Origin of the sequence: Streptomyces griseosporeus, from assembly GCF_014656055.1 — a bacterium.
Classification (GTDB): Bacteria; Actinomycetota; Actinomycetes; order Streptomycetales; family Streptomycetaceae; genus Streptomyces; species Streptomyces griseosporeus.
In genome coordinates, this window is the sequence record NZ_BNBR01000006.1 from 1 (window position 1) to 24,246 (window position 24,246).

At 73.7% G+C, this 24,246-nt stretch carries 19 protein-coding genes; 7 read left to right on the forward strand and 12 right to left on the reverse strand.

What is annotated here, in order from left to right; genetic code table 11:
• Positions 1–1,168: adenosylhomocysteinase (gene ahcY, locus IE308_RS26600; protein WP_190219872.1), on the reverse strand; the 1,168-nt coding region annotated here is incomplete at its 3' end.
• 423 nt (positions 1,169–1,591) lie between these two features.
• On the opposite strand from ahcY, the gene lepB reads away from it, so the two are divergent.
• Entirely contained in the window at positions 1,592–2,272 is a 681-nt protein-coding gene (lepB, locus tag IE308_RS26605) for a signal peptidase I (RefSeq protein ID WP_190219873.1), read from the forward strand.
• 33 nt (positions 2,273–2,305) lie between these two features.
• Here the strand turns inward: lepB and IE308_RS26610 are convergent, their stop codons facing one another.
• The 6 genes from IE308_RS26610 to IE308_RS26635 all read right to left on the reverse strand — a co-directional run bounded on the left by IE308_RS26610 (position 2,306) and on the right by IE308_RS26635 (position 8,343).
• Positions 2,306–3,286, reverse strand: a complete 981-nt coding sequence (locus IE308_RS26610; protein WP_110628554.1) for a cation diffusion facilitator family transporter — start codon at positions 3,284–3,286, stop codon at positions 2,306–2,308.
• Positions 3,287–3,428: 142 nt separating this feature from the next.
• Positions 3,429–4,580, reverse strand: a complete 1,152-nt coding sequence (gene manA, locus IE308_RS26615) for a mannose-6-phosphate isomerase, class I (RefSeq protein WP_190219874.1) — start codon at positions 4,578–4,580, stop codon at positions 3,429–3,431.
• Between the two features lie 149 nt (positions 4,581–4,729).
• Complete coding sequence (locus tag IE308_RS26620; protein WP_110628556.1) at positions 4,730–5,857, reverse strand: SIS domain-containing protein; 1,128 nt, start codon at positions 5,855–5,857, stop codon at positions 4,730–4,732.
• Between the two features lie 304 nt (positions 5,858–6,161).
• Positions 6,162–6,332 carry a Trm112 family protein gene (locus IE308_RS26625; RefSeq protein ID WP_190219875.1) on the reverse strand — a complete coding sequence of 57 codons (171 nt, stop codon included), beginning with the start codon at positions 6,330–6,332 and terminating at the stop codon, positions 6,162–6,164.
• Between the two features lie 111 nt (positions 6,333–6,443).
• Positions 6,444–7,808: a phosphomannomutase/phosphoglucomutase gene (locus IE308_RS26630; protein WP_190219876.1), complete on the reverse strand. Its 1,365-nt coding sequence runs from the start codon at positions 7,806–7,808 to the stop codon at positions 6,444–6,446.
• Positions 7,809–7,920: 112 nt separating this feature from the next.
• The gene (locus tag IE308_RS26635) at positions 7,921–8,343 is read right to left on the reverse strand and encodes a DUF3499 domain-containing protein (RefSeq protein ID WP_110628559.1); all 423 of its coding nucleotides are present in this window, start codon (positions 8,341–8,343) and stop codon (positions 7,921–7,923) included.
• A gap of 296 nt (positions 8,344–8,639) precedes the next feature.
• Between IE308_RS26635 and IE308_RS26640 the strand changes: the two genes are divergently transcribed.
• On the forward strand, positions 8,640–9,089 hold the full coding sequence (locus tag IE308_RS26640) for a metallopeptidase family protein (protein ID WP_190220193.1): 450 nt from the start codon (positions 8,640–8,642) through the stop codon (positions 9,087–9,089).
• 289 nt (positions 9,090–9,378) lie between these two features.
• Here IE308_RS26640 and IE308_RS26645 read toward each other — a convergent pair whose 3' ends face one another.
• From IE308_RS26645 to IE308_RS26655, 3 genes are all read right to left on the reverse strand, one after another.
• Positions 9,379–10,854 (reverse strand): DUF5719 family protein, encoded by a 1,476-nt coding sequence (locus tag IE308_RS26645; RefSeq protein WP_190219877.1) that lies wholly within the window; start codon positions 10,852–10,854, stop codon positions 9,379–9,381.
• A complete protein-coding gene (locus tag IE308_RS26650) occupies positions 10,851–14,618 on the reverse strand; it encodes a glycosyltransferase (RefSeq protein WP_190219878.1) in 3,768 nt (1,255 codons plus the stop codon). Before IE308_RS26650 ends, IE308_RS26645 begins: the two co-directional genes overlap by 4 nt.
• A 173-nt stretch (positions 14,619–14,791) precedes the next feature.
• On the reverse strand, positions 14,792–15,055 hold the full coding sequence (locus tag IE308_RS26655) for a WhiB family transcriptional regulator (RefSeq protein ID WP_003975777.1): 264 nt from the start codon (positions 15,053–15,055) through the stop codon (positions 14,792–14,794).
• Between the two features lie 734 nt (positions 15,056–15,789).
• On the opposite strand from IE308_RS26655, the gene IE308_RS26660 reads away from it, so the two are divergent.
• From IE308_RS26660 to IE308_RS26675, 4 genes are all read left to right on the forward strand, one after another.
• Positions 15,790–16,296 carry a cysteine dioxygenase gene (locus IE308_RS26660; RefSeq protein WP_190219879.1) on the forward strand — a complete coding sequence of 169 codons (507 nt, stop codon included), beginning with the start codon at positions 15,790–15,792 and terminating at the stop codon, positions 16,294–16,296.
• A gap of 79 nt (positions 16,297–16,375) precedes the next feature.
• The gene (cofD, locus tag IE308_RS26665; RefSeq protein WP_190219880.1) at positions 16,376–17,335 is read left to right on the forward strand and encodes a 2-phospho-L-lactate transferase; all 960 of its coding nucleotides are present in this window, start codon (positions 16,376–16,378) and stop codon (positions 17,333–17,335) included.
• Positions 17,332–18,645 (forward strand): coenzyme F420-0:L-glutamate ligase, encoded by a 1,314-nt coding sequence (locus IE308_RS26670; protein ID WP_190219881.1) that lies wholly within the window; start codon positions 17,332–17,334, stop codon positions 18,643–18,645. Before cofD ends, IE308_RS26670 begins: the two co-directional genes overlap by 4 nt.
• Positions 18,646–18,752: 107 nt before the next feature.
• Positions 18,753–19,781, forward strand: a complete 1,029-nt coding sequence (locus IE308_RS26675) for a DNA-3-methyladenine glycosylase family protein (RefSeq protein WP_190219882.1) — start codon at positions 18,753–18,755, stop codon at positions 19,779–19,781.
• Positions 19,782–20,331: 550 nt separating this feature from the next.
• Here the strand turns inward: IE308_RS26675 and manB are convergent.
• A complete protein-coding gene (manB, locus tag IE308_RS26680) occupies positions 20,332–21,414 on the reverse strand; it encodes a mannose-1-phosphate guanylyltransferase (protein ID WP_110628566.1) in 1,083 nt (360 codons plus the stop codon).
• A 102-nt stretch (positions 21,415–21,516) separates the two neighbouring features.
• On the reverse strand, positions 21,517–23,097 hold the full coding sequence (locus IE308_RS26685) for a peptidoglycan recognition protein family protein (RefSeq protein WP_190219883.1): 1,581 nt from the start codon (positions 23,095–23,097) through the stop codon (positions 21,517–21,519).
• Between the two features lie 140 nt (positions 23,098–23,237).
• Between IE308_RS26685 and IE308_RS26690 the strand changes: the two genes are divergently transcribed.
• Entirely contained in the window at positions 23,238–23,996 is a 759-nt protein-coding gene (locus IE308_RS26690; protein WP_110628568.1) for a TIGR03089 family protein, read from the forward strand.
• Positions 23,997–24,246: the final 250 nt, after the last annotated feature.

Genomic DNA, 24,246 nt, shown 5'->3' on the forward strand with positions numbered 1-24,246 from the left:
TGATCACCTTGCCGTCGGGGAAGGTCCAGGTGTGGACCTGCGGCTTGACCTCGTCCTTGACGATGCCGGGGATCTTCGCCAGGCCGGCCATGTCGATCTCGTTGTCGAAGTGACCGATGTTCCCGACGATGGCCTGGTGCTTCATCTTGGCCATGTCCGAGGCCATGATGATGTCCTTGTTGCCGGTCGTGGTGATGAAGATGTCGGCCTTGTCGATGACCTCGTCCAGCGTGGTGACCTGGTAGCCGTCCATCGCCGCCTGCAGCGCGCAGATCGGGTCGATCTCCGTGACGATGACACGGGCGCCCTGGCCCCGCAGCGACTCCGCGCAGCCCTTGCCGACATCGCCGTAGCCGCACACCACCGCGGTCTTGCCACCGATCAGGACGTCGGTGGCCCGGTTGATGCCGTCGATCAGCGAGTGACGGCAGCCGTATTTGTTGTCGAACTTGGACTTCGTCACGGCGTCGTTCACGTTGATCGCCGGGAAGAGGAGAGTGCCGTCGCGCTGCATCTCGTACAGGCGGTGCACACCCGTCGTGGTCTCCTCGGTCACACCGCGGATCTCGGACGCGAGCTGCGTCCACTTCTGCGGGCTCTCGGCCACCGTGCGGGTGAGGAGCTCGAGGATGACGCGGTGCTCCTCGGACTCGGCGGTGTCGGGCGAGGGGACCTTGCCGTCCTTCTCGTACTCGACGCCCTTGTGGACCAGGAGGGTGGCGTCACCGCCGTCGTCCAGGATCATGTTCGGGCCGCCGGTGGGGGTGTTCGGCCAGGTCAGCGCCTGCTCCGTGCACCACCAGTACTCCTCCAGCGTCTCGCCCTTCCAGGCGAACACCGGGACACCCTGCGGGTTCTCGGGGGTGCCGTTCGGGCCGACGGCGATCGCGGCGGCGGCGTGGTCCTGGGTGGAGAAGATGTTGCAGGACGCCCAGCGGACCTGAGCGCCCAGGGCGACCAGGGTCTCGATCAGGACGGCCGTCTGCACGGTCATGTGCAGCGAACCGGTGATGCGGGCGCCCTTCAGGGGCTGTGCCTCGGCGTACTCCTTGCGGATCGCCATCAGGCCCGGCATCTCGTGCTCGGCGAGGGTGATCTCCTTGCGGCCGAACGCGGCCAGGGAGAGGTCGGCGACCTTGAAGTCCTGCCGGTTGTCGACAGTCGTCATTACGAGCTGCTCCTCGGGGTTGGGTCGAGGGTGGGTACGGCTGGTCTGCGCGGCGGCGGACACAGGGGTGCCCGAAGGAGGACACAGGCATGCCCGCGTGCGCGCAGCGCAGTCCGTCGGAGGCCCTCTCTCCCTCGGCCGGTCCGCGGAGGACCGCCCGACCGCCATCAGCAGCGACGTCTGGCTCCCTCCCAAGCTACACCGGCGGACCGGGCCGCCCCCAGTCCACCTCCGAATACATCAGGCCGATCACAGGGTGGGACACGTCACCGCAAAGAACGCACGCAGTCGTGCGACGGGGCGGGCGCGGAGGGGGGACGGCCGACCGCGGGACCGTGCCGGTGGGCGTGCGAGGTGCTCCGTCCCCGCGCCTGACCGTTACGCTCTCCGCCGCGATCAGGCGCTCGGGGAGGGACGGACGACGTGCGGGGCAAGGGACGAGGACTCGGCATCGCGGCCGTGGTGGTGGGGCTGCTGGGCGTGGTGCTGGGGTTGGGGGGTGTCGGGTTCGCTCGGTACCAGTACGGCGGCTCGGTCGTGTCGAGCGAGAGCATGGAGCCGACGTACGGGCCGGGTGACCGGGTCGTCTACGAGCGCGTCGACGGGAGCGAGGTGCGGCGCGGCGACATCGTGGTGTTCACCGCGCCGGACCGGTACGGGTCCGACGGTCTGGTGATGGAGCGGGTCATCGCTGTCGGCGGTGACCGGGTCACCTGCTGCACGAGGACGGGCACCGACGCGCGGGTCACCGTGAACGGCAGGCCGTTGCAGGAGCCGTACGTGAAGGGCGGCGACGCGTTCGGCGGGTTCGTGGAGTACGACGTGCGGGTGCCCGAGGGGCGGGTGTTCCTGCTGGGCGACCACCGCTCCAACTCCCGGGACTCCCGGGCCTTCCTCTCGGACCACGGCGGGACGCTGCCCGTGTCCGCGGTCCGGGGACGGGTGATCGACGACTACACGGCCCCCGTGGTGCTCGGTTCGGCGATGCTCCTCGGGCTGGTGCTGGCGCTGACCGGGGCCGGGCTGGGGGTCGCCGCGTTCGTCGTGCGGCGGCAGGCGCGTGCCGCGGTGCCGCCCCCGCCGCCGTGGGCCGTGCGGAGCTGAGGACGCCGAGGACCGCGGCGGCAGGCGCGTGCCTCAGTGACCGGCGGGGTGCGGGGTCGGGCCGCCCGGGGTGGCCTCGCGGTCGGGGCCCTTGGCGGCCTCGGCCTCGCTGTAGATGTCCGGCTCCAGATAGATCACCCGGGCGATCGGGACGGCCTCGCGGATGCGGGACTCGGCGGCGTTGATGGCGGAGGCGACCTCGGCGGCCGTGTCGTCGTGCTGGACGGCGATCTTGGCGGCGATCAGCAGCTCCTCGGGGCCGAGGTGCAGGGTGCGCATGTGGATGATGCCGGTGACCGTGTCGCCGTCGACGATGGCGGCCTCGATCTTCTTGACCTCCTCGACGCCGGCGGACTCGCCGAGCAGCAGCGACTTGGTCTCGGCGGCCAGCACGAGCGCGATCAGGACGAGCAGGACGCCGATGCAGAGGGTGCCGATGCCGTCCCAGACGCCGTCACCGGTGAGCAGGGCGAGGCCGACGCCGCCGAGGGCGAGGACGAGGCCGATGAGCGCGCCGAAGTCCTCCAGGAGGACGACGGGCAGCTCGGGCGCCTTGGCGCGGCGGACGAACTCCTTCCAGGAGAGCTTGCCGCGCAGTTCGTTGGACTCCTTGATGGCCGTGCGGAAGGAGAAGCCCTCGGCGATGATCGCGAAGACGAGGACGCCGACCGGCCAGTACCAGTGCTCCAGTTCGTGCGGGTGCTTGATCTTCTCGTAGCCCTCGTAGATGGCGAACATGCCGCCGACCGAGAAGAGCACGATGGAGACGAGGAAGGCGTAGATGAAGCGTTCCCGGCCGTACCCGAAGGGGTGCTGGGGGGTCGCCTCGCGCTGCGCCTTCTTGCCGCCGACCAGAAGCAGGAACTGGTTGCCGGAGTCGGCGAGCGAGTGCACGCCCTCGGCGAGCATCGACGACGAGCCGCTGAAGGCGAACGCCACGAACTTCGATACCGCGATCGCGAGGTTGGCGCCGAGTGCCGCCACGATCGCCTTGGTGCCGCCTGACGCGCTCATGTGTCCGCGTTGTCCCTTCGCCTTCGAGTCGCCTTGTGTCCGCCGCGGGGCCGGGCTCCGCCGGGGCTTTGCCCGTCCTTTGCCGGTGGGCCATTGTTGCAGCCCGGTGGAGCCTCAGCGCGTCAGGTATCCACAGGGCCGGTCATACGATCACAGTGGCCCGGAAGAGGGTGCCGTCGCCGGACACGTCCGCCCGCTCCCCGGCGGGCACGAACACGGACTGACCGGGGGTCAGTTCGTGCTCGCCCGCCCGTACGGTGCCCGCGGTGCACAGCAGGATCTGCGGGGTGGGCCGGGTGAGGTCGTGGGCGGCGCCGCCGGCCGGGAGGACGTACCGGGAGAGCCGGAACTCGTCGATGGGCGTCTCGTAGAGCTCCTCGCCGTCGGGGGACGCCTCCGGGCGCAGCACACCGGGGTCGGCGGCCTCGAACCGTACGACACGCAGCAGTTCGGGGATGTCGACGTGCTTGGGGGTCAGGCCGCAGCGCAGGACGTTGTCGGAGTTCGCCATGATCTCCACGCCGAGCCCGCTGAGGTAGGCGTGCGGGATGCCGGCGCCGAGGAACAGGCCCTCGCCGGGCTGCAGCCGGACGTGGTTGAGCAGGAGGGCGGCGAGGACGCCGGGGTCGCCCGGGTAGTGGTGGGCGAGGCCGGCGTAGGGGGCGTAGGCGCCGCCGAGGCGGTCGCAGGCGGCCGCGGTCTCGGCGACGGTGTGGACCATCTCCTCGCGGTCGGCGCCGAGGATCGCCGTCAGCACCTCGCGCAGGGCGGCTTCCTCGGGGTGGGCGTGCAGCAGGTCGACGTACGGCTTGAGGGAGTCGATGCCGAGGCCGTCGAGCAGGTCGGCGGCGTGCCCGGGGTCGCGGAAGCCGCACAGTCCGTCGAACTCGGTGAGCGCGCAGACCAGTTCGGGCTTGTGGTTGGCGTCCTTGTAGTTGCGGTGCGGGGCGTCGACGGGGATGCCGCGGGCCTCCTCGTCGGCGTAGCCCTGCCGGGCCTGCTCCAGGTCGGGGTGGACCTGGAGGGAGAGCGGGGCGCCGGCGGCGAGGATCTTGAGCAGGAACGGCAGCCCCGGCCCGAACTTGGCGACGGCAGCCGCGCCGAGCTCCCGCTCCGGGTCGGCTGCGATGACGTCGGCGAGGGTGCCTCGCGCGGTGCGCGAGGGGGCGCCCGGGTGCGCGCCCATCCACATCTCCGCCTGGGGCTGGCCGGTCGGCTCGACGCCGAGCAGCTGCGGGATCGCGGTGGTGGAACCCCAGGCGTAGGGGCGGACGGTGTTGTCGAGGCGGTCCATGGGCTCTCTCGTCTGCGGTCAGGTGCGGTCCGGGGCATCCGGAGGACCTGGGGCGTCCTGAGCGTCCGTAGTTCTCCGGCTTCCTCGGCTTCCCCGGTCATCCCGGCTTCCCCGGCTCCAAAGGCTTACCCGGCCCTCCAGGGCCAAGATCAGGCCCCTGAGGCGAGCGCGAGGTAAACGGCGGCGAAATCCGTGATGGCGATCAGCTCCGCGAGCGTCTCCAGTTCACCGCCGGGCTCCGGCTCCAGTTCGCTGATCGGCGTGTCGTGGCTGAGGGCCAGGTCACGGGCGGCAGGGGCGGCGGTGAGGCCGCCGATGGGGCGGTCCCGCAGCAGCACCACGCGCGCGTGCAGCGCGGGCGGCTCCTCAACGCGGTCGCGGAAGAAGTCGTCCGGGTCGGCGCTCGCGGCGAGCGGGCCGGCCAGCAGGGCGCTGTGCGCGGCGAGCGCCTCGGGCAGTTCCGAGACGACGGCCGGGGTGCCGGACAGCTCGGCGAGCGCGGCGGCGAAACGGCGGCCGGCCGGGCCCGCGGAGGTGCCCTCGGTCCAGATCAGCGGCAGGGCGTCGGCGAGTTCGGCGGCGAGGGTCTTGGCCGGGTTGCTGTACGTGGCGATGGCGGGCCCGCAGCGTTCGGCGACCTGGTCGAGGCGGTCGGCGACCTTCTGCAGGGCCTCCGGCGGGGCCGCGAGCAGACCGACGCGGTCCAGGAGGGCGAGCAGCGGTGTGAGCAGCGCCCACAGCACGCCGGGGGCGGACGCGGCGAGGGGTTCGTCGTGCTCGTACGGGGCGGTCGCGAGCGGGACGAACAGGCCGTGGGCGCCCGCCACGGCCTCGGCGAGCGGGGTGTCCGGGGGCGCTACGGCGGCGACGCTGACGCCCCTGCGGTAGGCCTGGTCGGCGAGGAGGGAGAGGGAGGGCTCGGTGCCGTCGGGGGTGGTGATCAACAGGAGGTCCACGGATCCGGCCCAGCCGGGGAGTTCCCAGCGCAGGGCGCCCGCGGCGGGGGCGACGCCGGTGGGGGCGAGCCGCGTGACGGGGCTGCCGGGGCCGGCGAGGGTGCCGAGCAGGTCGGCGGCGCAGACGGCGGCGGCTCCGGGGCCGGCGATGAGGACGGCGCGGGGCCGTCCGTCGGGCTTGAGTTCCTGAACACCGGCCTCGGCTGCGTGCCGGGCCGCGGTGCGGACGCGGGCACCGGCCTCGGCGGCGCCGCGCAGCAGGGCGCGGCGGTCGGCCTCGGCCAGGGCCTCCGGCGTGTCGAGCAGCGATTCGTCGAGCATGGGCGGCAGTCTCCGATCGCCGGGGGTCTTCGGGGGCGGATGCCGGTCGCGCGGGCCGCCGTGGGGCCCGTCATCGGGTGCGGGCCGGAGCCCGCCGGGTGGCCCCCGCAGGGGCGCTGTGCCGTCGCGTTCGAGCCGACGCGGATGCGTCGACGGCGCCGACGCCGACGCCGTACCGCGCGTTACGGCGGGACGGGCGCCGTACGGCCGCCACGGCGCCGTACATCGGGTGCGGCACCGCGGGGCGGCTCCGGCGTCGTACCACCGCTCGGGCCGCCGTGGCGCCGCGCGGAACCCGGCCGGGTCACTGCGGGTGGCGGGCCTCGTCGACGAGGAGGACGGGGATGCCGTCGCGCACCGGGTACGCCAGGCCGCAGTCCTGGCCGGTGCAGACCAGCTCGGCGTCCTGCTCCTTGAGCGGGGCGTGGCAGGCCGGGCAGGCGAGGATCTCCAGGAGGCCGGCTTCGAGCGGCATGGGATGTCCCTTCGGGGCGGATGTGCGGGGGTATGACTGGGTGTGAGGTTGTGCCTGGTCAGCGTACCGCCGGTGGGGCCGGGCGCGGGGTGGGCCGGGCCCGGGTCACGGTCAGCCGCGGATGATCGCCAGGGCCTCGTCGCGCACCTTGGCCATCAGGGTCTCGTCCTTCGCCTCGGCGTTCAGGCGCAGCAGGGGCTCGGTGTTGGACGGGCGGACGTTGAACCACCAGTCGGCGGAGCTGACGGTGAGCCCGTCCAGCTCGTCCAGCGTGATGCCATCGCGGCCGGTGTACGCGGCGCGGATCGCGGCGATGCGCGCGGCCTGGTCGTCGACCGTGGAGTTGATCTCGCCCGAGCCGGCGTAGCGGTCGTACTGCGCGACCAGCGCGGACAGCGGGCCGTCCTGGCCGCCGAGGGCCGCGAGGACGTGCAGGGCGGCCAGCATGCCCGTGTCCGCGTTCCAGAAGTCCTTGAAGTAGTAGTGCGCGGAGTGCTCGCCGCCGAAGATCGCGCCGGAGCGGGCCATCTCCGCCTTGATGAAGGAGTGGCCGACGCGGGTGCGCACCGGCGTGCCGCCCTGCTCCTTCACCACCTCGGGGACGGTCCGGGACGTGATCAGGTTGTGGATGACCGTGCCCTTGCCGCCGTTGCGGGCGAGTTCGCGGGCGGCGACGAGCGCGGTGACGGCGGACGGCGAGACCGGGTCGCCGTGCTCGTCGACGACGAAGCAGCGGTCGGCGTCGCCGTCGAAGGCGAGGCCGAGGTCGGCGCCCTCCTCGCGGACCCGCTGCTGCAGGTCGACGAGGTTGGCGGGGTCGAGGGGGTTGGCCTCGTGGTTGGGGAAGGTGCCGTCCAGTTCGAAGTACATCGGGACGACGGTCAGGGGCAGGCCGGCGAGGACGGTCGGGACGGTGTGTCCGCCCATGCCGTTCCCCGCGTCGACGACGACCTTCAGGGGCCGGATGGAGGTCAGGTCGACGAGGGAGCGCAGATGGGCCGCGTACTCCTCCAACGTCTCGCGCCGCCCGACGGTTCCCGGCGTCGCGGCCGCCTCCGGGCCGCCGGACGCGCTCCACCGCTCGACCAGGGCTCGGATCTCGGCGAGGCCGGTGTCCTGGCCGACGGGAGCGGCGCCGGCGCGGCACAGCTTGATGCCGTTGTAGCGGGCCGGGTTGTGCGAGGCGGTGAACATGGCGCCGGGCAGGTTCAGGGCGCCGGACGCGTAGTACAGCTGGTCGGTCGAGCACAGGCCGATCTCGGTCACGTCGACGCCGCGGGCGGCGGCACCGCGCGCGAAAGCGCTCGCCAGGCCGGGGGACGAGGGGCGCATGTCGTGACCGATGACGATCGCGCTCGCGCCGGTCACCTCGGCGAAGGCCGCCCCGAACAGCTCGGACAGCGACTCGTCCCACTGGTCCGGGACCACACCGCGTACGTCGTACGCCTTCACGATCTGCGACAGATCAGCAGCCACGGCCAACCTTCCTGAAACGTCCTGTCGGTCCCCACAAACTACCTGCAGGGACCGGCCGCGCGCCGGGGACGCCGGGAATGACACGGGGCGCACCCCTGCCGGGAGGTCCGGATCAGTTGTCGGGAGAGCGCAGCACCCGCAGATGGCCGCGCCGGGCGACCTCCATCGGGTCCGCGGTACGCGCCCCGCCACCGGCCCCCGCGGCGCGCTCCTGCGGGCGGGCCGCCTCGCGTACGGCGTTGGCAAGCGCTTCCAGATCGTCCCCGCTGGGGCGGGCCGGAGCGTTTCCGTCGAGGAGGCGGACGACCTCCCAGCCGCGCGGCGCGGTCAGGCGCTCGGAGTGCTCGGCGCACAGGTCGTAGCAGTGGGGTTCGGCGTAGGTGGCGAGCGGGCCGAGGACCGCGGTCGAGTCGGCGTAGACGTACGTCAGCGTCGCGACGGCGGGTCGGCCGCAGGCGGTGCGCGAACAGCGACGTACAGGGCTCACGACGTTGGACGGTACCGCACTCTTGAGCGGGCCGCGACGACTCTCCACCAGGTCACCCCACCGTGTCGTGCTGTGAAACGCCCCACATGCCTCCCCTGTCATACCCCGCTGACCTGCGCCGACGCCAGTTCCCACCGGCATGGACGACTCAACGGGCGGTCACCACTCGGTACAAACACCGCCAATTGCCTTGAGCTCGGCGGTCCCGGAGAGATACGGAATCGAGCCCAAGCTTGGCTGGAATGGTCATCCCGCGACATGGCGTGCGCGGCGGGCGGAAGGTGGCCGGGATGGCGTGGTGGGGCGGGGCGCGACGGGGCCGCGAGGACTACCCTTCACCAGTGATGGACAACCCCGTACCTTCCCGTGCCGCCGGCCCCGGGCCCCGCCGTCGTGATCGCCACGGCCGGGGCATGCGCGGGCCGATCGCCCCGCCGCAGGTGCCGCTCGCGATGAGCCGGGCCGATGCGTTCGCGGATCTGGTGCAGGACTCCGTGGAGCGGCTCGAGCGCCGCTGGCCGCAACTGGCCGAGATCGACTTCCTGGTCCTTGAGGTGCCGCGGCTGGACGGGCCGGGGGTGCCGTGGAACGACGAAGCGGTGCCGCTCGGCGGGACCGTGCCCTCCCGGGAGGGGCGGCGGGCTCGGGTGGTGATCTACCGGCGGCCGGTGGAGATCCGGACCAAGGGGCGCGATGAGCGGGCCGCGCTGGTGCACGAGGTCGTGGTGGAGCAGGTGGCTGACCTGCTGGGGCTGACGCCGGAGACGGTGGATCCTCGGTACGGGGAGGACTGAGGGTTCTTCGCGCGGGTGAGGTGCGTTGCTTGGGCGTCCGGCGCGTTGTCTCTTGCCCCGCCTGCCTGAGGTGCATTGCTTGGGCGCCCGGCGCTGGTGCGGGCCGGGGGTGGGTGGCGCAGCCCGGCGCTACGGGGGTGCCGCTGCGCCCACCCTCCCCCAAGCTCTCGGCTTCGCTCGAGCAGGGGGGACCCCCATCGCCCCAGCGGCACGACTGCCCGCAGCTAGGCGGATGGACGGCTCCGCTGCTCGGTGGGAGAGCCGCCCACCCACAGACGAACCGCGAGGGCTACTGCAGGACCGACAGGTCCTCTTCCGCCTCCGGTACCGCCACCATCCCCCGGTCGTCCGGCAGTGTCTGGATCGTGAAGCCCGTGACGTCGGATCCCGTGACCGACAGCGTGCGCGCCGCGTATACCGGGCCGCCCGACACCGTTTCGACCGTCAGGGCGTACGTGCCCTTCACTCCGGCCAAGGACGGCAGCGTCACGTCCTGTGTGGTGCCCGACCTGAGCGTGTACGTCTGGGTCGCCGCGCCACCGCCCTCGCTCCCCGCGGAGACCGTCACCCTGACCTTCGCGGCCGCGCCGGGCGCCGTCAGGGACAGCGTCGTGCCCTTGGCGCTGTTGTGCGCGACCGTCGCCCGCGCGCCGACCGGCGCGGTCGCCGGGATGAACGCCGTCTCCTGCTTGGTGCCCTTGCCCCGCACCACCCGCACCGCCGCCACGACCGGCACGGACTGCCCTGTCGGCGTCAGCACGAGCGACCCGGCTTCGCCGCGGGTGAGGTCCCCGAGGTCGACCGCGCTGGTCATACCGGCCTTGATGTGCAGCGTCTCGTTCCCGGCCGGCGTGATCGTGCCCGAGGACGACGCCAGCCGCACCTTCAGGTCCGCGTCGGCGTCGCCGGGCGTGAAGGCGACGAGCCGGACGGAGGTCGCGTCCTTGGGGATGCCGGGCAGGACGAGGCTGCCGGAGGGGTCCGTGGACGCGGCCAGCCAGTCACCGCCGAGCTTGTCGTCGAGGGCCTGCACCGCCGCGCCGAGCCGCCCGCTGCGGACGTTGACGTGCACGGTGACGGCGTCCTGCTTCTCCCCGGTGAGCGTGGACAGCAGGATCGGCTCGCTGGAGTGCGGCGGGACGGTGATGTCCTCCCCCGCGGTGGTCTGCAGCGCGCCGTCCTTGCCGTACAGCTCGACGTCGACGACGGCGGCGGAGTCGTCGGGGTTGGTCAGGTGGACGTAGTCCGTGCGGTCGGTGGCCGTGCTGGCGCCGGGGAACCAGAACTCGGTGTCCGCGGATTTGCAGTTGACGCCCTGGAGGCCGCGTCCGGTGCCGGCGGCGACCTCGGTGGTCTCCTGGACGGTCCAGCCGGGCGCGTACTTCCCCTCCGCCGTGCCGATCAGCGCGGGCGCGTCGGCGCCGGAGACGTCGCCGGTGGCGGGCGTGCCGGGCGCCTTCGGGGTGAGTACGGGCTTGCGGGCCTTCTTGCCGCCCGCCGATTGACCGCCCGTGGCCCGTAGTTCGGCCTTGCCGCCGCTCTCCGCGCCCTGGGTGACGGGCGTGAAGGACGTGTACGTCGTCTCGGCGAGGTCGGAGCTGCTGGGCGCCGGGCAGAGCAGCGTCGTGCGTTCCACGGGCCGCCGGGCCGCTGCCGTGCCGCTGTCCGCGCCGGACGCGGCGTCCGGCGTGGTGAGCGCGGCGACCGAGGTGACGGCGGCGAGGGCGGCCGTACCGGCGATCAGGGACAGGGTGGTGCGGTTCACTGCTGACTCCCGTCGGGGCGCTCGCTGCCGTTGCCGTGGGGGTGCGGCTGCGCAGGGTCGTACGCGGCCGTGGCGTCGTAGCCCTGGTCGTACGACGGCTCGGGCGAGGGGTCGTACGGCTGGCCGTACGCCGCCGGGTCGTATCCGGCCGTCGGCTGCCCGGTGCCGCCGTAGGCGTACGGGTCGTACTGACCGGCCTGGTACGGGTCGGCCTGGTAGCCCTGGTCGTAGGCGCCGCCTGCCGGGTACTGCCCGGTGCCCTGGTACTGCTCGTTGCCGTAGCCGCCGTACTGGGCGGCGCCCGCGGGACTCGGGGTGTCCCACTCGCCGTAGGACTGCTGCTGCGGGACGGCGGCGGGGGCGGCCTGCGGCGCGGGCGGTACGGCCTCGCCGTACTGACCGTCCTGGCCGTTCTGCCCCTCCTGCCCGGCGGCCTCCACCTCCGCCTCGGCCTCCGCCTGGGCGCGCAGGCGGCGGGCGCGGCGGCCCTCGCCGGCGACGGCCTGGGCCGGGACGGCCGGCTCCTCGGGCAGGTCGTCGTCGATGTCGCGGCGCCGGCCGGGCAGGGCCAGCACGACGAGGACGACGGCGAGGGCGCCCTGGGCCCACAGCCAGGCGGTGTGGCCGAACGGGTCGTCGTGGACGACGTCGAGCGTGCCGCCGGAGGCGGGGAGCTTGAAGCCCTGGGCCCAGCCGTCGACCGTGGTGGGGGTCAGCGGCTTGCCGTCCAGCGTGGCGGTCCAGCCGTCGTCGGCGGCGTCGGCCAGCCGCAGGACGCGCCCGTCGGAACCGGCCGGGACGGTGGTGTGGATCTCCACGGGCCCGGCGGCGACCGGCTGCACCGCACCGGCACCAGCAGCACCAGTAGCAGCACCAGCGGACGCGGTCCCGGACGCCGCCACGATCGTCGCCCGCGCGACCGGCCGGTCCACGCGCCACAGGGCGCTGCCGTGCTGCTCGCTGAGCCGCTTCAGGCCGGGCGTGGCGTCGAGGACGCGGGTGATCTCGCGGGGGGCGCCCTTGTGAACGAGGACGTAGCGGACGGCGAAGCCGCCGAGCTGGTCGGCCTGGTCGGCGCCGGAACCGGCGACGAGGTTGGCGACGATCTTGTCGAGCTGTGTGTTCCCGCCGTTCGCGGCGGCGAGTTCGGCGTCGCCGAGGCGGGCGCCGGAGCCGCGGACGAGCATGTAGCGCACGTGGGCCGCGGAGTCGCTGTCGAGGACGAGGGTGCGGGCCTGGTCGCGGTTGTTGCCGTCCTCGGCGACGAACGCGGGGACCTGCACGGGGTCGCGCCGCTCCAGCGGGCCGTCGGCGCCGGCGATCATCCACCCGGCGGCGACGAGGAGCGGGCCGGCGGCGGAGGCGAAGGCGATGAGCGCGGCGACCGGCTGGCGCCAGCCGAAGCTCTGCTCGGCGACACGCGCGCGTGCGCCGTCGGCGCCGAGGACGGCGGCGGTCAGCAGGGCGAGGCCGTAGACGAGGGTGGCGGGGCCGGCCCAGGCGGAGCTGTTGGACAGCACGGCGAAGACGAGGCCGGCCAGGGCGGCGGCCCAGGCGGTGCGGATGCCGAGCTGCCGCTCGGTGCGCAGCAGGGCGGCGAGGGCGGCGAGCACGATGCCGATGAGCATCAGCCCGTCGACCGTGCCGGGCCCGCCGGGGCTGGCGCCGAGCAGGTCGAGCGCGGAGGCGGCGGAATCGCCGTACTCCAGGCCGGCCTCGGTGAAGAAGCCGAACGGCAGCAGCGTCAGCGACCAGGGGGCGAGGACCAGCAGGGGCGTGCCGAGCTGGGCCAGGAAGCGCAGGCCGTAGGCGGTGATGTCGGTGCGGCGCACGGCCAGCAGGCCGAGGCCGAGGACGAGCGCGATCGGCCAGACGATCGGCGTGAACGCGGTGGTGATCGTCAGCAGCAGCGCGTACGCCCAGGTGGCGCGCCAACTGCCGCGGGCGCCGGCGGCATGGGCGAGGCCGCTGGCGGCGATGCCCGCGCGGGCGATGAGCGGGAGCAGCACGGCGAGGACGGCGGTGCCGATGCGGCCGCCCGCCAGGGCGCCGGTGGCGGCGGGCAGGAAGGCGTAGGCGACGGCGGCCCAGGCGCGCAGCAGGCGGGAGGTGACGAGCGGGCGGGAGGCGAAGTACGCCGTGACGCCGGCCAGCGGCACCGAGCAGACCAGCAGGACGGTGACGGCGAGGCCCGTGGAGCCGAGCAGGGCGGAGGCCAGCAGGGCGACGATCGCCAGGTAGGGCGGGGCGGACGGGGTGCCGCCCGCGCCGACGGGGTGCCAGGCGTCGAGGTAGCGCGACCACAGGTCGGAGGCGTCGGCGGGCGCGGGCAGCAGGGCGCCGCCGGCGAGGGCGCCGCCGCCGAGGAGGTTGCGGCAGGCGACGAACGAGATGAGCAGCAGCACCAGGAAGAGCACCGGGCCGGGCTTGCGGGCGATGCGCTTGAGGCGGGCGAACTGCTCGATCTCCAGGAAGTCGGCGTCGTCGCCGCCGGGGCCGGACTCGATGCCGCCGCCGTGCCGTCCGGCGGAGGAGACCTCGGAGTCGGAGCCGCCGAGGACGTTGCCCGCGACCTGTTCGACGGTGGCGCGGACGGTGGCGCCGGGCGGCGGGAACAGCGGCCGCAGTTCGCTCTTGTCGACGGCGGGGCGGCCGCGCCGCCGGCGTCCGGCGATGATCCGCTCGGGCCGCAGCAGGGTGCCCATGAGGCCGCGGATCTCGTCGAGGGCCTGGCCGGGGACCTTGCCGACGAGGTAGGCGACGGTCCGCAGCAGCGTGCCGAGGACGAGGCGCAGCAGCACCCAGGGCAGCGCGGCCGTACGGGTGTTGACGAGGAGGGTGTAGACGGCGCCCGCCTTGTCGACCTTGTGCGGGGAGGCGGTGGTGCGGCCGGCGCAGTCGACGGTGCGGCGCTCGCGGGAGGCGGCCTCGGCGTGCCGGACGACGGCGTCGGGGGCGATGAGGACGCGCAGGCCGGCGGCATTGACGCGCCAGCACAGGTCGACGTCGTCGCGCATGAGGGGCAGCCGGCGGTCGAAGCCGCCGAGCTGTTCGAAGACGTCTCGGCGGATCAGCATGCCGGCGGTGGACACCGACAGCACGGGCCGGATGTGGTCGTGCTGGCCCTGGTCCTGCTCGCGGCGGTCCAGTCCGGTCCAGCGGCGGCCGGAGTGGGCGATGGTGACGCCGACCTCCAGCAGCTGGCGGCGGTCGTACCAGCCGCGCAGTTTGGGGCCGACGACGGCGACGTCGTCGCGGCCGAGTTCGAGTTCGCGGTCGACGACGCGCAGCAGCTCGGCGAGGGCGTCGGGTTCGGGGGCGCAGTCGTCGTGCAGCAGCCACAGCCACTGGATGGGCTCGCCGTGCGGCAGCTCGGGCAGGTCGTAGGCGTCGTCGCGCCACGTGCGCGTGACGGGGTCCCAGCCGCTGGGCCGCTTCAGGTACGGCAGTTCCTCGGGGGTGAGGACGGGCGCGGCGCGGTTGGCCTCCTCGACGGCCTGGCCGAAGCCGGTGCGGCGGGCGAGGTGCAGGACGCGGTCGGCGCCGAGGGCGTCGGTGACCAGCTGGGCGGAGTGGTCGGCGCTGCCGGTGTCGGCGGCCACGGCGAACTGGACGGGCCGCTCCTGGCCGATCAGCCCGGTGAGCGCGTCGGGCAGCCAGCGGGCGCCGTCGTGGGAGACGAGGACCGCGGTCACCACATGACGCGGAAACTCTGGTGTGGCAGCGGCGTCTTGGCGGGCTGCCGTGTGGCTGTGCACGGACATCGAGGTACGGGCCCCGGTTCGGTGGACTGCGGTGGACGCCTGTGCCCGGTGGGGGCAGCGGGGCGTCTCGGACGAGCGACCACACTATCGGCTGGCCATGACGACGGCCCGCCGCCTGTGGACAACCCACCCGCGACGGGCCGTTGTGTACGTGTGTGTGCCGTGCCGTCGGTTCAGACGGCGGCCTTCTTCAGCCGGCGGCGCTCCCGCTCGGACAGGCCGCCCCAGATGCCGAAGCGTTCGTCGTTGGCGAGGGCGTACTCGAGGCACTCCGAGCGGACCTCGCAGGCGAGGCAGACCTTCTTGGCCTCCCGGGTGGAGCCGCCCTTCTCGGGGAAGAAGGACTCGGGGTCGGTCTGGGCGCACAGCGCGCGCTCCTGCCAGCCGAGTTCCTCGTCCGCGTCGTCGACCAGCAGTTGCTGCACCAGCTCGGTCATGTGCGCCCCTCGTCTGTCTTTCGCGTCCCCGTGATGTAGCCGTTACCGATTCCGGCTGAACGACACGAGTGAAATTACAAGTGTGCTGCTCCGGGCGAGTCAAGCCGAGATCTGCTATTGGGCCCCTTATTCACTCTGCGGAACCAAGGCCATGCGGAAAGTGTTCAAATCGCCATAAACCTTGACACAGCAGCAGGGTCCGGGAGGGCCTCCGGACCGTACAGAGCTCACCGGAACTCTGTACGGAGAAAGACGCCCGAGCGTTCGATCCCGTTCCGACACGCGCGCCGAAGCGAACCGGATCACAGTCGGATCACGGGATCGCAACGAGCCTTGCGCGCCCGGCATGTGCCGCATGTGTCCCGGTGAGCGCGTGAACAAACCTTTCACCTTGCAGATGCACCGGAAGAGGTGAAACCCGTCCCACATGCCGGGGTCGAGTTGACAGTGGAGGTGTGAACCGCTGTCCTTGTGGGCATGCTCGCGAACTTGGCGCTCACCTCGACCCGCACCGCCGGGTCCCACGGTGCTGCCCGCGCTCGCTGTAGCTGTTGTTGCTGTTCCAGCTGTTGAGCCGACCGCGCTCCGGCTGCCGCCGCGTCCACCTGTGACCGGCCGCTGTATCCCCTGCTCCGCACCCCGTGCGCCCAGCCCCTGAGGGCACGCCGCCCGCGACCCGGGCGGACGGTACAGCCACCCCCCACTTCCGCCCTTCCGCGAGGACCACCGCATCCATGAACAGCGACAGCGACCTCCAGATCGCCGGAGACATCCTCGAGGTGCCGCACCTGCTCCAGCCGCCGCGCGAGCACCCGGCCACCGTCGCCGAGTTCGCCGGCCTGGCCCGCTCCATCGCCGCCGACCGCTCCCAGTGGGCCCACCTCGTCCGCTACGACGCCACCACCCGCTGGTACCACCGGCTGCGCACCGGCCCCGGCTACGAGGTGTGGCTGCTGTCCTGGGTGCCCGGGCAGGGCAGCGGACGGCACGACCACGGCCGCTCCTCCGGCGTGCTGACCGTCCTGGACGGCACCCTGACCGAGCACACCGGGCGCGGCACGCGCGCGCTGGCGGCCGGGACGCAGCGCGTGTTCGCGCCGGGCTATGTGCACGAGGTCGTCAACGACACGCTGGAGCCGGCGGTCAGCCTGCACGTGTACTTCCCCGGCCTGACCGAGATGCCGATGCACACGGCCCCCACCTGCGAGGCGCCGGCCGAGCCGCGCCCCGTGACGGCCTGAGCACTCCGCGGCGGCCGGACCGCCCCCGGACCGGCCGACTGGCCGACGCGATGTCAGACCGGCCTGCAAGACTGGCCGCATGCGCATTGTGGTTCTGGCAGGCGGCATCGGCGGTGCCCGGTTCCTGCGCGGTCTGAAGCGGACCGTGCCGGACGCGGACATCACGGTCATCGGCAACACCGGCGACGACATCCACCTCTTCGGGCTGAAGGTCTGCCCGGACCTCGACACGGTGATGTACACGCTCGGCGGCGGCATCAACGAGGAGCAGGGCTGGGGGCGGGCCGACGAGACCTTCCACATGAAGGAGGAGCTCGCGGCGTACGGCGTGGGCCCTGAGTGGTTCGGGCTGGGCGACCGGGACTTCGCCACGCACATCGTGCGGACGCAGATGATCGGCGCGGGCTATCCGCTCAGCGCGGTCACCGAGGCGCTGTGCGACCGCTGGAAGCCGGGCGTGCGGCTGATCCCCATGACCGACGACCGGGTCGAGACCCATGTCGCGGTCGACCTGGACGGCGAACGCAAGGCGATCCACTTCCAGGAGTACTGGGTGAAGCTGCGGGCGTCGGTGCCCGCCCAGGCGGTCGTGCCGGTCGGCGCGGAGCAGGCCAAGCCGGCGCCCGGCGTGCTGGAGGCGATCGCCGAGGCGGACGTGATCCTCTTCCCGCCGTCCAACCCGGTGGTCTCCGTCGGCATGATCCTCGCCGTGCCCGGCATCCGCGAGGCGATCGCCGACGCCGGGGTGCCTGTGGTGGGCCTGTCCCCCATCGTCGGGGACGCGCCGGTGCGCGGCATGGCCGACAAGGTCCTCGCGGCGGTCGGCGTGGAGGCCACGGCCGCGGCGGTGGCCGAGCACTACGGCTCGGGCCTGCTGGACGGCTGGCTCGTCGACACCGTGGACGCCGGCGCGGTGGAGCGGGTGGAGGCGGCGGGCATCCGCTGCCGGGCCGTACCGCTGATGATGACGGACGTCGAGGCGACCGCGCGGATGGCACGGGAGGCGCTGGCACTGGCCGAGGAGGTACGGGGGGCATGATCGCGCCGCTCGCCGACGGCTACCGCGTCTGGGCCGTGCCCGGGCTGCCCGAGGTGCAGCCCGGAGACGACCTCGCCAAGCTGATCGCCGCCGCGGAACCGGGGCTGGCCGACGGGGACGTCGTCCTGGTCACCTCGAAGATCGTCTCCAAGGCGGAGGGCCGGGTCGTCCGGGCCGCCGACCGGGAGGCGGCCATCGACGCCGAGACCGTGCGGGTGGTGGCCCGGCGCGGCTCCCTGCGCATCGTCGAGGACCGGCGGGGCCTGGTGATGGCCGCCGCCGGGGTGGACGCCTCCAACACCCCCGCCGGGACGGTGCTCCTGCTGCCCGAGGACCCCGACGCGTCCGCGCGCGCGATCCGCGACGGCCTGCGGCAGGCGCTCGGCGTCCAGGTGGGCGTGGTCGTCACCGACACCTTCGGACGGCCCTGGCGCTCCGGTCTCACGGACGTGGCGATCGGCGCGGCGGGCGTGCGCGTACTCGACGACCTGCGGGGCGGCACGGACGCGTACGGCAACCCGCTCGTCGCGACGGTGGTGGCGACCGCGGACGAGCTGGCCGCGGCGGGCGATCTGGTCAAGGGCAAGGCGCAGGGCCGCCCGGTCGCGGTGGTACGCGGCCTGCCCCATGTCGTCTCCGACGACACCGCCGACGAGGGGGCCCGCGCCCTGGTCCGCGGCGCCCGCGACGACATGTTCCGCCTCGGCACGTCCGAGGCGATCCGGCAGGCGGTGACCCGGCGCCGTACCGTCCGGGCCTTCACGGACGAGCCCGTGGACCCGGGCGCGGTGCGCCGGGCGGTGGCCGCGGCGGTGACGGCACCGGCGCCGCACCACACCACGCCGTGGCGGTTCGTGCTGCTGGAGTCGCCCGAGACCCGCGTGCGGCTGCTGGACGCCATGCGGGACGCGTGGATCGCCGACCTCAGACGCGACGGCAAGAGCGAGGAGTCCATCGCCAAGCGGGTGCGCCGCGGGGACGTCCTGCGCGACGCCCCGTATCTGGTCGTCCCCTGCCTCGTCATGGACGGCTCGCACACCTACGGCGACGCGCGGCGGGACGCGGCCGAACGGGAGATGTTCGTGGTCGCGGCGGGCGCCGGTGTACAGAACTTCCTGGTGGCGCTCGCCGGGGAGCGGCTGGGGTCGGCGTGGGTGTCGTCGACGATGTTCTGCCGGGACGTGGTGCGGGAGGTCCTCGCCCTGCCGGACGACTGGGATCCGATGGGGGCGGTGGCGGTCGGTCACCCGGCGGAGGAACCGCGCCCGCGGCCGGAGCGGGAGGCGGGGGCGTTCATCGAGGTGCGGTGAGGTTGGTCGCAGGGGTGCCGTAAAGCCTCTGTGCGCCCTGGCGACGGCCTAGTCTCTTAGGACACCCGCTCACCCGCCCTCCCTCATCTCCCCAGGACCGGTTCTCCGTGGCTGGACGTTTCGCTCCGCGACCCACGCGTACGACCGTGCGCGGCGGGCATGTCCCCGTGCCCGCACCGGCGCGGCCGCCCGCGGGTGCCGTCGGCGAGCGGGGGCGCGGGCTGGCGCGGACCTGGGTGCCGGACGGGCCGCTCGACCTCGGCCTGGTCCTCGGCCCTCTGCGGCGCGGGCCCGGCGACCCGACGTTCCGCGCGATGCCGGACGGATCGGTGTGGCGGGCCAGCCGCACGCCCGCCGGGCCGGGGACGCTGCGCGTCGCGGTGTACGGCGGTGAGGTGCGCGGCGAGGCGTGGGGGCCGGGCGCGGAGTGGCTGCTGGAGCGGATGCCGGAGCTGCTGGGCGCCTCGGACGATCCGTCGGTGTTCGCGCCGCGGCACCGGGTCGTGGCGCTCGCCCGGCACCGGCGGCCGGGGCTGCGGCTGACGCGGACCGGGCTGGTGCTGGAATCGCTGATCCCGTCGGTGCTGGAGCAGAAGGTCACCACGGGTGAGGCGTACCGGGCGTGGCGGCTGCTCGTACGGAAGTACGGCGAGCCGGCGCCGGGGCCCGCGCGCGGGCCGATGCCGGAGCGGATGTACGTCATGCCCGAGCCCCGGACATGGGCGCTGATCCCCTCCTGGGACTGGCACCGGGCCGGGGTCGACAACAAGCGGGCGTCGACGATCCTGCGGGCCGTGCGGGTCGCTGCGCGGCTGGAGGAGACGGTGGGGATGCCGCCGGAGTCCGCGCAGGCGCGGCTGGAGGTGGTGCCGGGTATCGGGCCGTGGACGTCGGCGGAGACGGTGCAGCGCAGTCATGGGGCGGCGGACGCGGTGACGGTGGGGGATCTGCATCTGCCGGGGATCGTGGGGTGGGCGCTGGCCGGGGACCGGGATGCGGACGACGCGGTGATGCTGCGCTTGCTGGAGCCGTACGCCGGGCAGCGGCATCGGGCGGCTCGGCTGATCCTGCTGAGCGGTCAGGTGCCGGGGCGGCGGGCGCCGAAGATGCGGCGCGTGGACATCGCGGAGTGGTGAGGGCGGGGCCCCCTGGCCGACGTGGGTGGTGTGCTCGCCTGCAGCGGGCGTCCGGACGGCGACGCGCCCGGCACTGACGGGTCCTCAGCGGCCCGGCTGCTTGCGCCCCCGGCGCTGGTGCGGGCCGGGGGTGGGTGGCGCAGCCCGGCGCCAACGGGGTGCCGCTGCGCCCACCCGTGCCGCCCCAGCGGCACGACTGCCCGCAGCTACGCAGGCATACGGCCCGCCGCTGCCGGGTGGGCGCCGGCCCAGCGGTGCGGCTGCCCGCTACCCCAGCGGGGCGGCCCCGCTGCCGCGGTCACGGCGGCCGGTAGACGCGTACGGCGGGAAGGGGACGTGTCGGGGGGTGTCCGCCCGCAGCGGGCGGCGGAAACAGAGGGTGCGAATTTGACCGTACCCAGCGGCGCACCGAGGACGGATACCCCCCGGCGCGGCCCCGACCCACCCACCAGCACAACGCGCTACACCAGCCACCCACACACCAGCACGGGCCGCCGCAGGCATTCAGGGGCGCGAGGAACTGCGCGAGCAGCCACCCACCCACCCCCAGCTACTGGTCCGAGGAGAAGCGGACCGCACCCGCCGGGATGTGGGCGTCGCACCAGATGCGGGCGCCCGTGTGGAGTTCGTTGTCGGGGCCGATGACCGCCCCGTCCCCGATGACCGTCCCCGTGAGGACCGTGCGCTCGCCGACGCGGGCGCGTGTGCCGATGAGGGAGTCGGTGATGACCGCGCCGGGCTCGATGACCGCGCCCGGCAGGATCGTCGAGCCGAAGATGCGCGCGCCCTCCGCGACGAACGCCCCCTCCCCCACCACCGTGCCGCCCGTCAGCTTGGCGTCGGGCGCCACCCTCGCCGTGGGGAGGATGAGACGGTCACCGCAGCGGCCGGGGACGGCCGGGGACGGCGCCCGGCCCAGCACCAGGTCGGCCGAGCCGCGCACGAACGCGGCCGGGGTGCCGAGGTCCAGCCAGTAGGTGGAGTCCACCATGCCCTGCAGGTGGGCGCCGGCGGACAGCAGGTCGGGGAAGGTCTCCCGTTCGACCGAGACCGGCCGCCCCGCGGGGATCGTGTCGATGACCGAGCGGCGGAAGACGTACGCCCCCGCGTTGATCTGGTCGGTGACGATCTCCTCGGGCGTCTGCGGCTTCTCCAGGAAGGCCAGGACGCGCCCCGTCTCGTCCGTCGGCACCAGGCCGTACGCGCGTGGGTCCGTGACCTTCGTCAGGTGGAGGGAGACGTCCGCGCCCGTCTTCTCGTGGGTGTCGACCAGGGCGCGGATGTCCAGCCCGGTCAGGATGTCGCCGTTGAAGACCAGGACCGGCTCGTCGGGGCCGGACCGGAGACGGGAGGCGACGTTGCGGATGGCGCCGCCCGTGCCGAGCGGCTCCTCCTCGGTGACGTACTCGAGGTGCAGTCCGAGGGACGAGCCGTCACCGAAGTACGGCTCGAACACCTCGGCCAGATAGGAGGTGGCCAGGACGATGTGGTCCACCCCCGCCGCTCTCGCTCTCGCCAGCTGGTGCGTGAGGAACGGCACCCCGGCCGCCGGGACCATGGGCTTGGGCGTGTGCACGGTGAGCGGGCGCAGCCGGGTTCCCTTGCCGCCGACCAGGAGGATCGCTTCTGTCACCTGTCGTCTCTGCTTCCTGCCGGGACCGGCCGAACTGTCTTTCGGCCGGCCAGTGTATGCAGACCGTTCCCTGCTGGTCAGCGGGGGCGGGCCTGCCCGGCCTCAGCGCCCCTGGAGGCTCGCCGCGGTCGAACGGGCCGAGCCGAGCCTGCCGTAGAGCTGCGTTCCTGGGCAGTCCGTGGCGAAGCCGTCCCGGTGACCTGAGATGACATTCAGTCGTACCTTCTTACCTTTTCGGTAGAGATTGCCACCCCCCGACGTCAGGTATGTCTTGCCACGCGGATCCATGCCGTACAGGCCGAGCTTCCAGGCCGTCAGACTGCCGATGGCCTTCACTGTGGCGGAGGACGGTTTCGTCGACGTGAAGGTGCCGAGTACGGCGATGCCCATGCTGTTGGTGTTGAAGCCGAGGGTGTGCGCGCCGAGGACGGGCTTGGCGACACCGCCGGCGCGGCCCTCGTAGATGGTGCCGCACTTGTCGACGAGGAAGTTGTAGCCGATGTCGCGCCAGCCCATGCTCTTGACGTGGTAGCGGTAGATACCACGAATGACCGACGGGGCCTGCGAGCAGCTGTACTTGTTGCCGGTGGCCGTGTGGTGCACGAAGGCGGCCTTGACCTTCTTCGTGTACACGAAGGTCTTCTCCCGCAGCTTCTCGTCCGCGCCCCAGCCGTGCCGGGTGACGATGCGCGGGCGGGGGCCGATCTTCGGCTGCGCCCGCTGACTGTCCGTCAGGTCGGCGTCCGGGAGCGTGAGCAGTTCGCGCTGGGTCTGCTCCTGGTCCAGGGCGGGGATCTCGGTGGCGCCGAGGGGTACGCCCGTCAGGCCGGTGTTGGCGGCGGAGGCGGCGCGGGTCTCGGCTCCGAGGGCGGCGGGCGCGGCCTCGCCCGGGGCGTCGAGGGGGCCGGTACGGGGGGTGTCCACGGGGGCGTGGCGGCCTCCGCCGGTGGTCGTGCCGTCCTCGGTCGCACCGTCGTCGGTCGTGCCGCCGTCGGCCGTACCGTCGTCCGCGCTGCCGGGGTCGACCAGTTCCAGGCGCAGCCCTTCGGGCAGACCGGCAGCCGCCCGGCCGGTCCGGTCGGCCGGGTCCGGCGGCTCGGCGCGGACGCGGATCTCCACGCCGTCGGAGTCGCCGACCCAGAGGGGGGCGGTGGCGCCGCGGACATGGCCGGAGGTGCGTTCGGCGGTGTCGGGGTCGGCGCCGTGGTCGTCGTTGTGGGTCTCCACGTCCTGCCAGCCGGACCAGGTGTCGGTGCCGGCGGCGCGGGTGCGGACCTGGACGCGGCCGTGCAGTGGGGTGTCCGGGTCGTCCCAGACGACGCCGAGCAGCGAGAAGCGGCGTACGTCACGCCGGGCGAGGCCGGCTTCGGCGGCGGCCGGGGCGCTGGTGGCGCGGTTCTGGTGGAGGGGGGTGAGGGGCAGCGACTGGGTGCTGCCGGGGAGGTCGGGGGTGTCGGGGAGGTCGGGGGCGTCAGGGCGTTGCGCACGCTCCGGGGCGTCAGGGGTGTCCGGGGCGGCGGCGGGTGCGTGCGCGGCCGGAGCCTCCGCTCCTTCCGCCGGCGCCTTCGCGGCCGGTGCCGCGCGCGTGCTCGCCGCGGGCGTCGCGGCGGCGGGCGGAGTCAGCGGAAGGGCGAGGGCGGCCGCGCAGGTGACGCCGATCGAGGTTGCAAGCAATCCACGCATGCCCCTGATCCTGGACATAGTCATACATATCTGTCCATCGGGGAGTTGACGGGGCGTCTGCCGCCGTTCCGCCGAACGGGGCGGGGGCGCACGGGGTGCGGCGCTGGGGGCGCGGGGCGGGGCGGCGTACGCTTCCTCGGGTGAATGCCACCGATCGCACCCCTGCCGACCTGCTGCGTTCCGCGCTCGCCGCGGATCCCGCGCGCCCGCTGGTGACCTTCTACGACGACGCCACGGGCGAGCGCGTCGAATTGTCCGTGGCCACCTTCGCCAATTGGGTGGCCAAGACCTCGAATCTGCTCCAGGACGGGATGTCCGCGGAGCCCGGCGACCGGGTGGCGCTGCTGCTGCCCGCGCACTGGCAGACGGCGGTGTGGCTGCTGGCGTGCGCGTCGGTGGGGGTCGTCGCGGACGTGGAGGGGGATCCGGCGCGGGCCGACTTCGTGGTGGCCGGGCCGGGGCGGTTCGAGGCGGGGCTGGCGTGCCGGGGGGAGCGGTACGCGCTGTCGCTGGCGCCGCTGGGCCGGCGGTTCGTGCCGGGGCCGCCGGAGGGGTACGCCGACTACGCCGTGGACGTGCCGAGCTTCGGGGACCGGTTCGCGGCGTACGCGCCGGTGGATCCGGAGGCGGCCGCGGTGATCGTGGCCGGGGCGGAGTACACGGGCGCGGAGCTGGTGGAGCGGGCGCGGGGGGACGCGGAGCGGCTGGGGCTGACCGGGCCGGGGTCGCGGTTGCTGTCCGGGCTCGGGTACGACACGTGGGAGGGGCTGAGCGCGGGGTTGTACGCGCCGTTGGCCTCCGGTGGGTCGGTGGTGCTGTGCCGGCATCTGGAGCGGGCCGGGGAGGAGACCGTGGCGAAGCGGATCGAGAGCGAGCGGGTCACGGCGACGGTCCGCTAAGCGCCGGGGCGTTGGCCGCCCGGCGCCGCACTCGGGCGTACAGGTGCCCGGCATGTCGTACGGCACCCGGCGCTGGTGCGGGCCGGGGGTGGGTCGCGCGGCCCGGCGCTAACGGGGTGCCGCTGCGCCCACCCGTGCCGCCCCTAGCGGCACGACTGCCCGCAGCTACGCCAGCGCTTCAGGACTGGGCCTGTCCACAGGAGCAAACCACCCACCCCCCGTCACCCGTCCGGCCTACCCCCACCCCCCA

Bases quoted from the DNA above. Each gene is read 5' to 3' on its own strand.
- IE308_RS26670 (WP_190219881.1), top strand. From the start codon at position 17,332: ATGATCGCGCCGCTCGCCGACGGCTACCGCGTCTGGGCCGTGCCCGGG.
- manA (WP_190219874.1), bottom strand. From the start codon at position 4,580: ATGGACCGCCTCGACAACACCGTCCGCCCCTACGCCTGGGGTTCCACC.
- IE308_RS26650 (WP_190219878.1), bottom strand. From the start codon at position 14,618: ATGTCCGTGCACAGCCACACGGCAGCCCGCCAAGACGCCGCTGCCACA.
- IE308_RS26660 (WP_190219879.1), top strand. From the start codon at position 15,790: ATGAACAGCGACAGCGACCTCCAGATCGCCGGAGACATCCTCGAGGTG.
- IE308_RS26685 (WP_190219883.1), bottom strand. From the start codon at position 23,097: ATGCGTGGATTGCTTGCAACCTCGATCGGCGTCACCTGCGCGGCCGCC.
- cofD (WP_190219880.1), top strand. From the start codon at position 16,376: ATGCGCATTGTGGTTCTGGCAGGCGGCATCGGCGGTGCCCGGTTCCTG.
- IE308_RS26620 (WP_110628556.1), bottom strand. From the start codon at position 5,857: ATGCTCGACGAATCGCTGCTCGACACGCCGGAGGCCCTGGCCGAGGCC.
- IE308_RS26655 (WP_003975777.1), bottom strand. From the start codon at position 15,055: ATGACCGAGCTGGTGCAGCAACTGCTGGTCGACGACGCGGACGAGGAA.
- IE308_RS26610 (WP_110628554.1), bottom strand. From the start codon at position 3,286: ATGAGCGCGTCAGGCGGCACCAAGGCGATCGTGGCGGCACTCGGCGCC.
- IE308_RS26640 (WP_190220193.1), top strand. From the start codon at position 8,640: ATGGACAACCCCGTACCTTCCCGTGCCGCCGGCCCCGGGCCCCGCCGT.
- IE308_RS26625 (WP_190219875.1), bottom strand. From the start codon at position 6,332: ATGCCGCTCGAAGCCGGCCTCCTGGAGATCCTCGCCTGCCCGGCCTGC.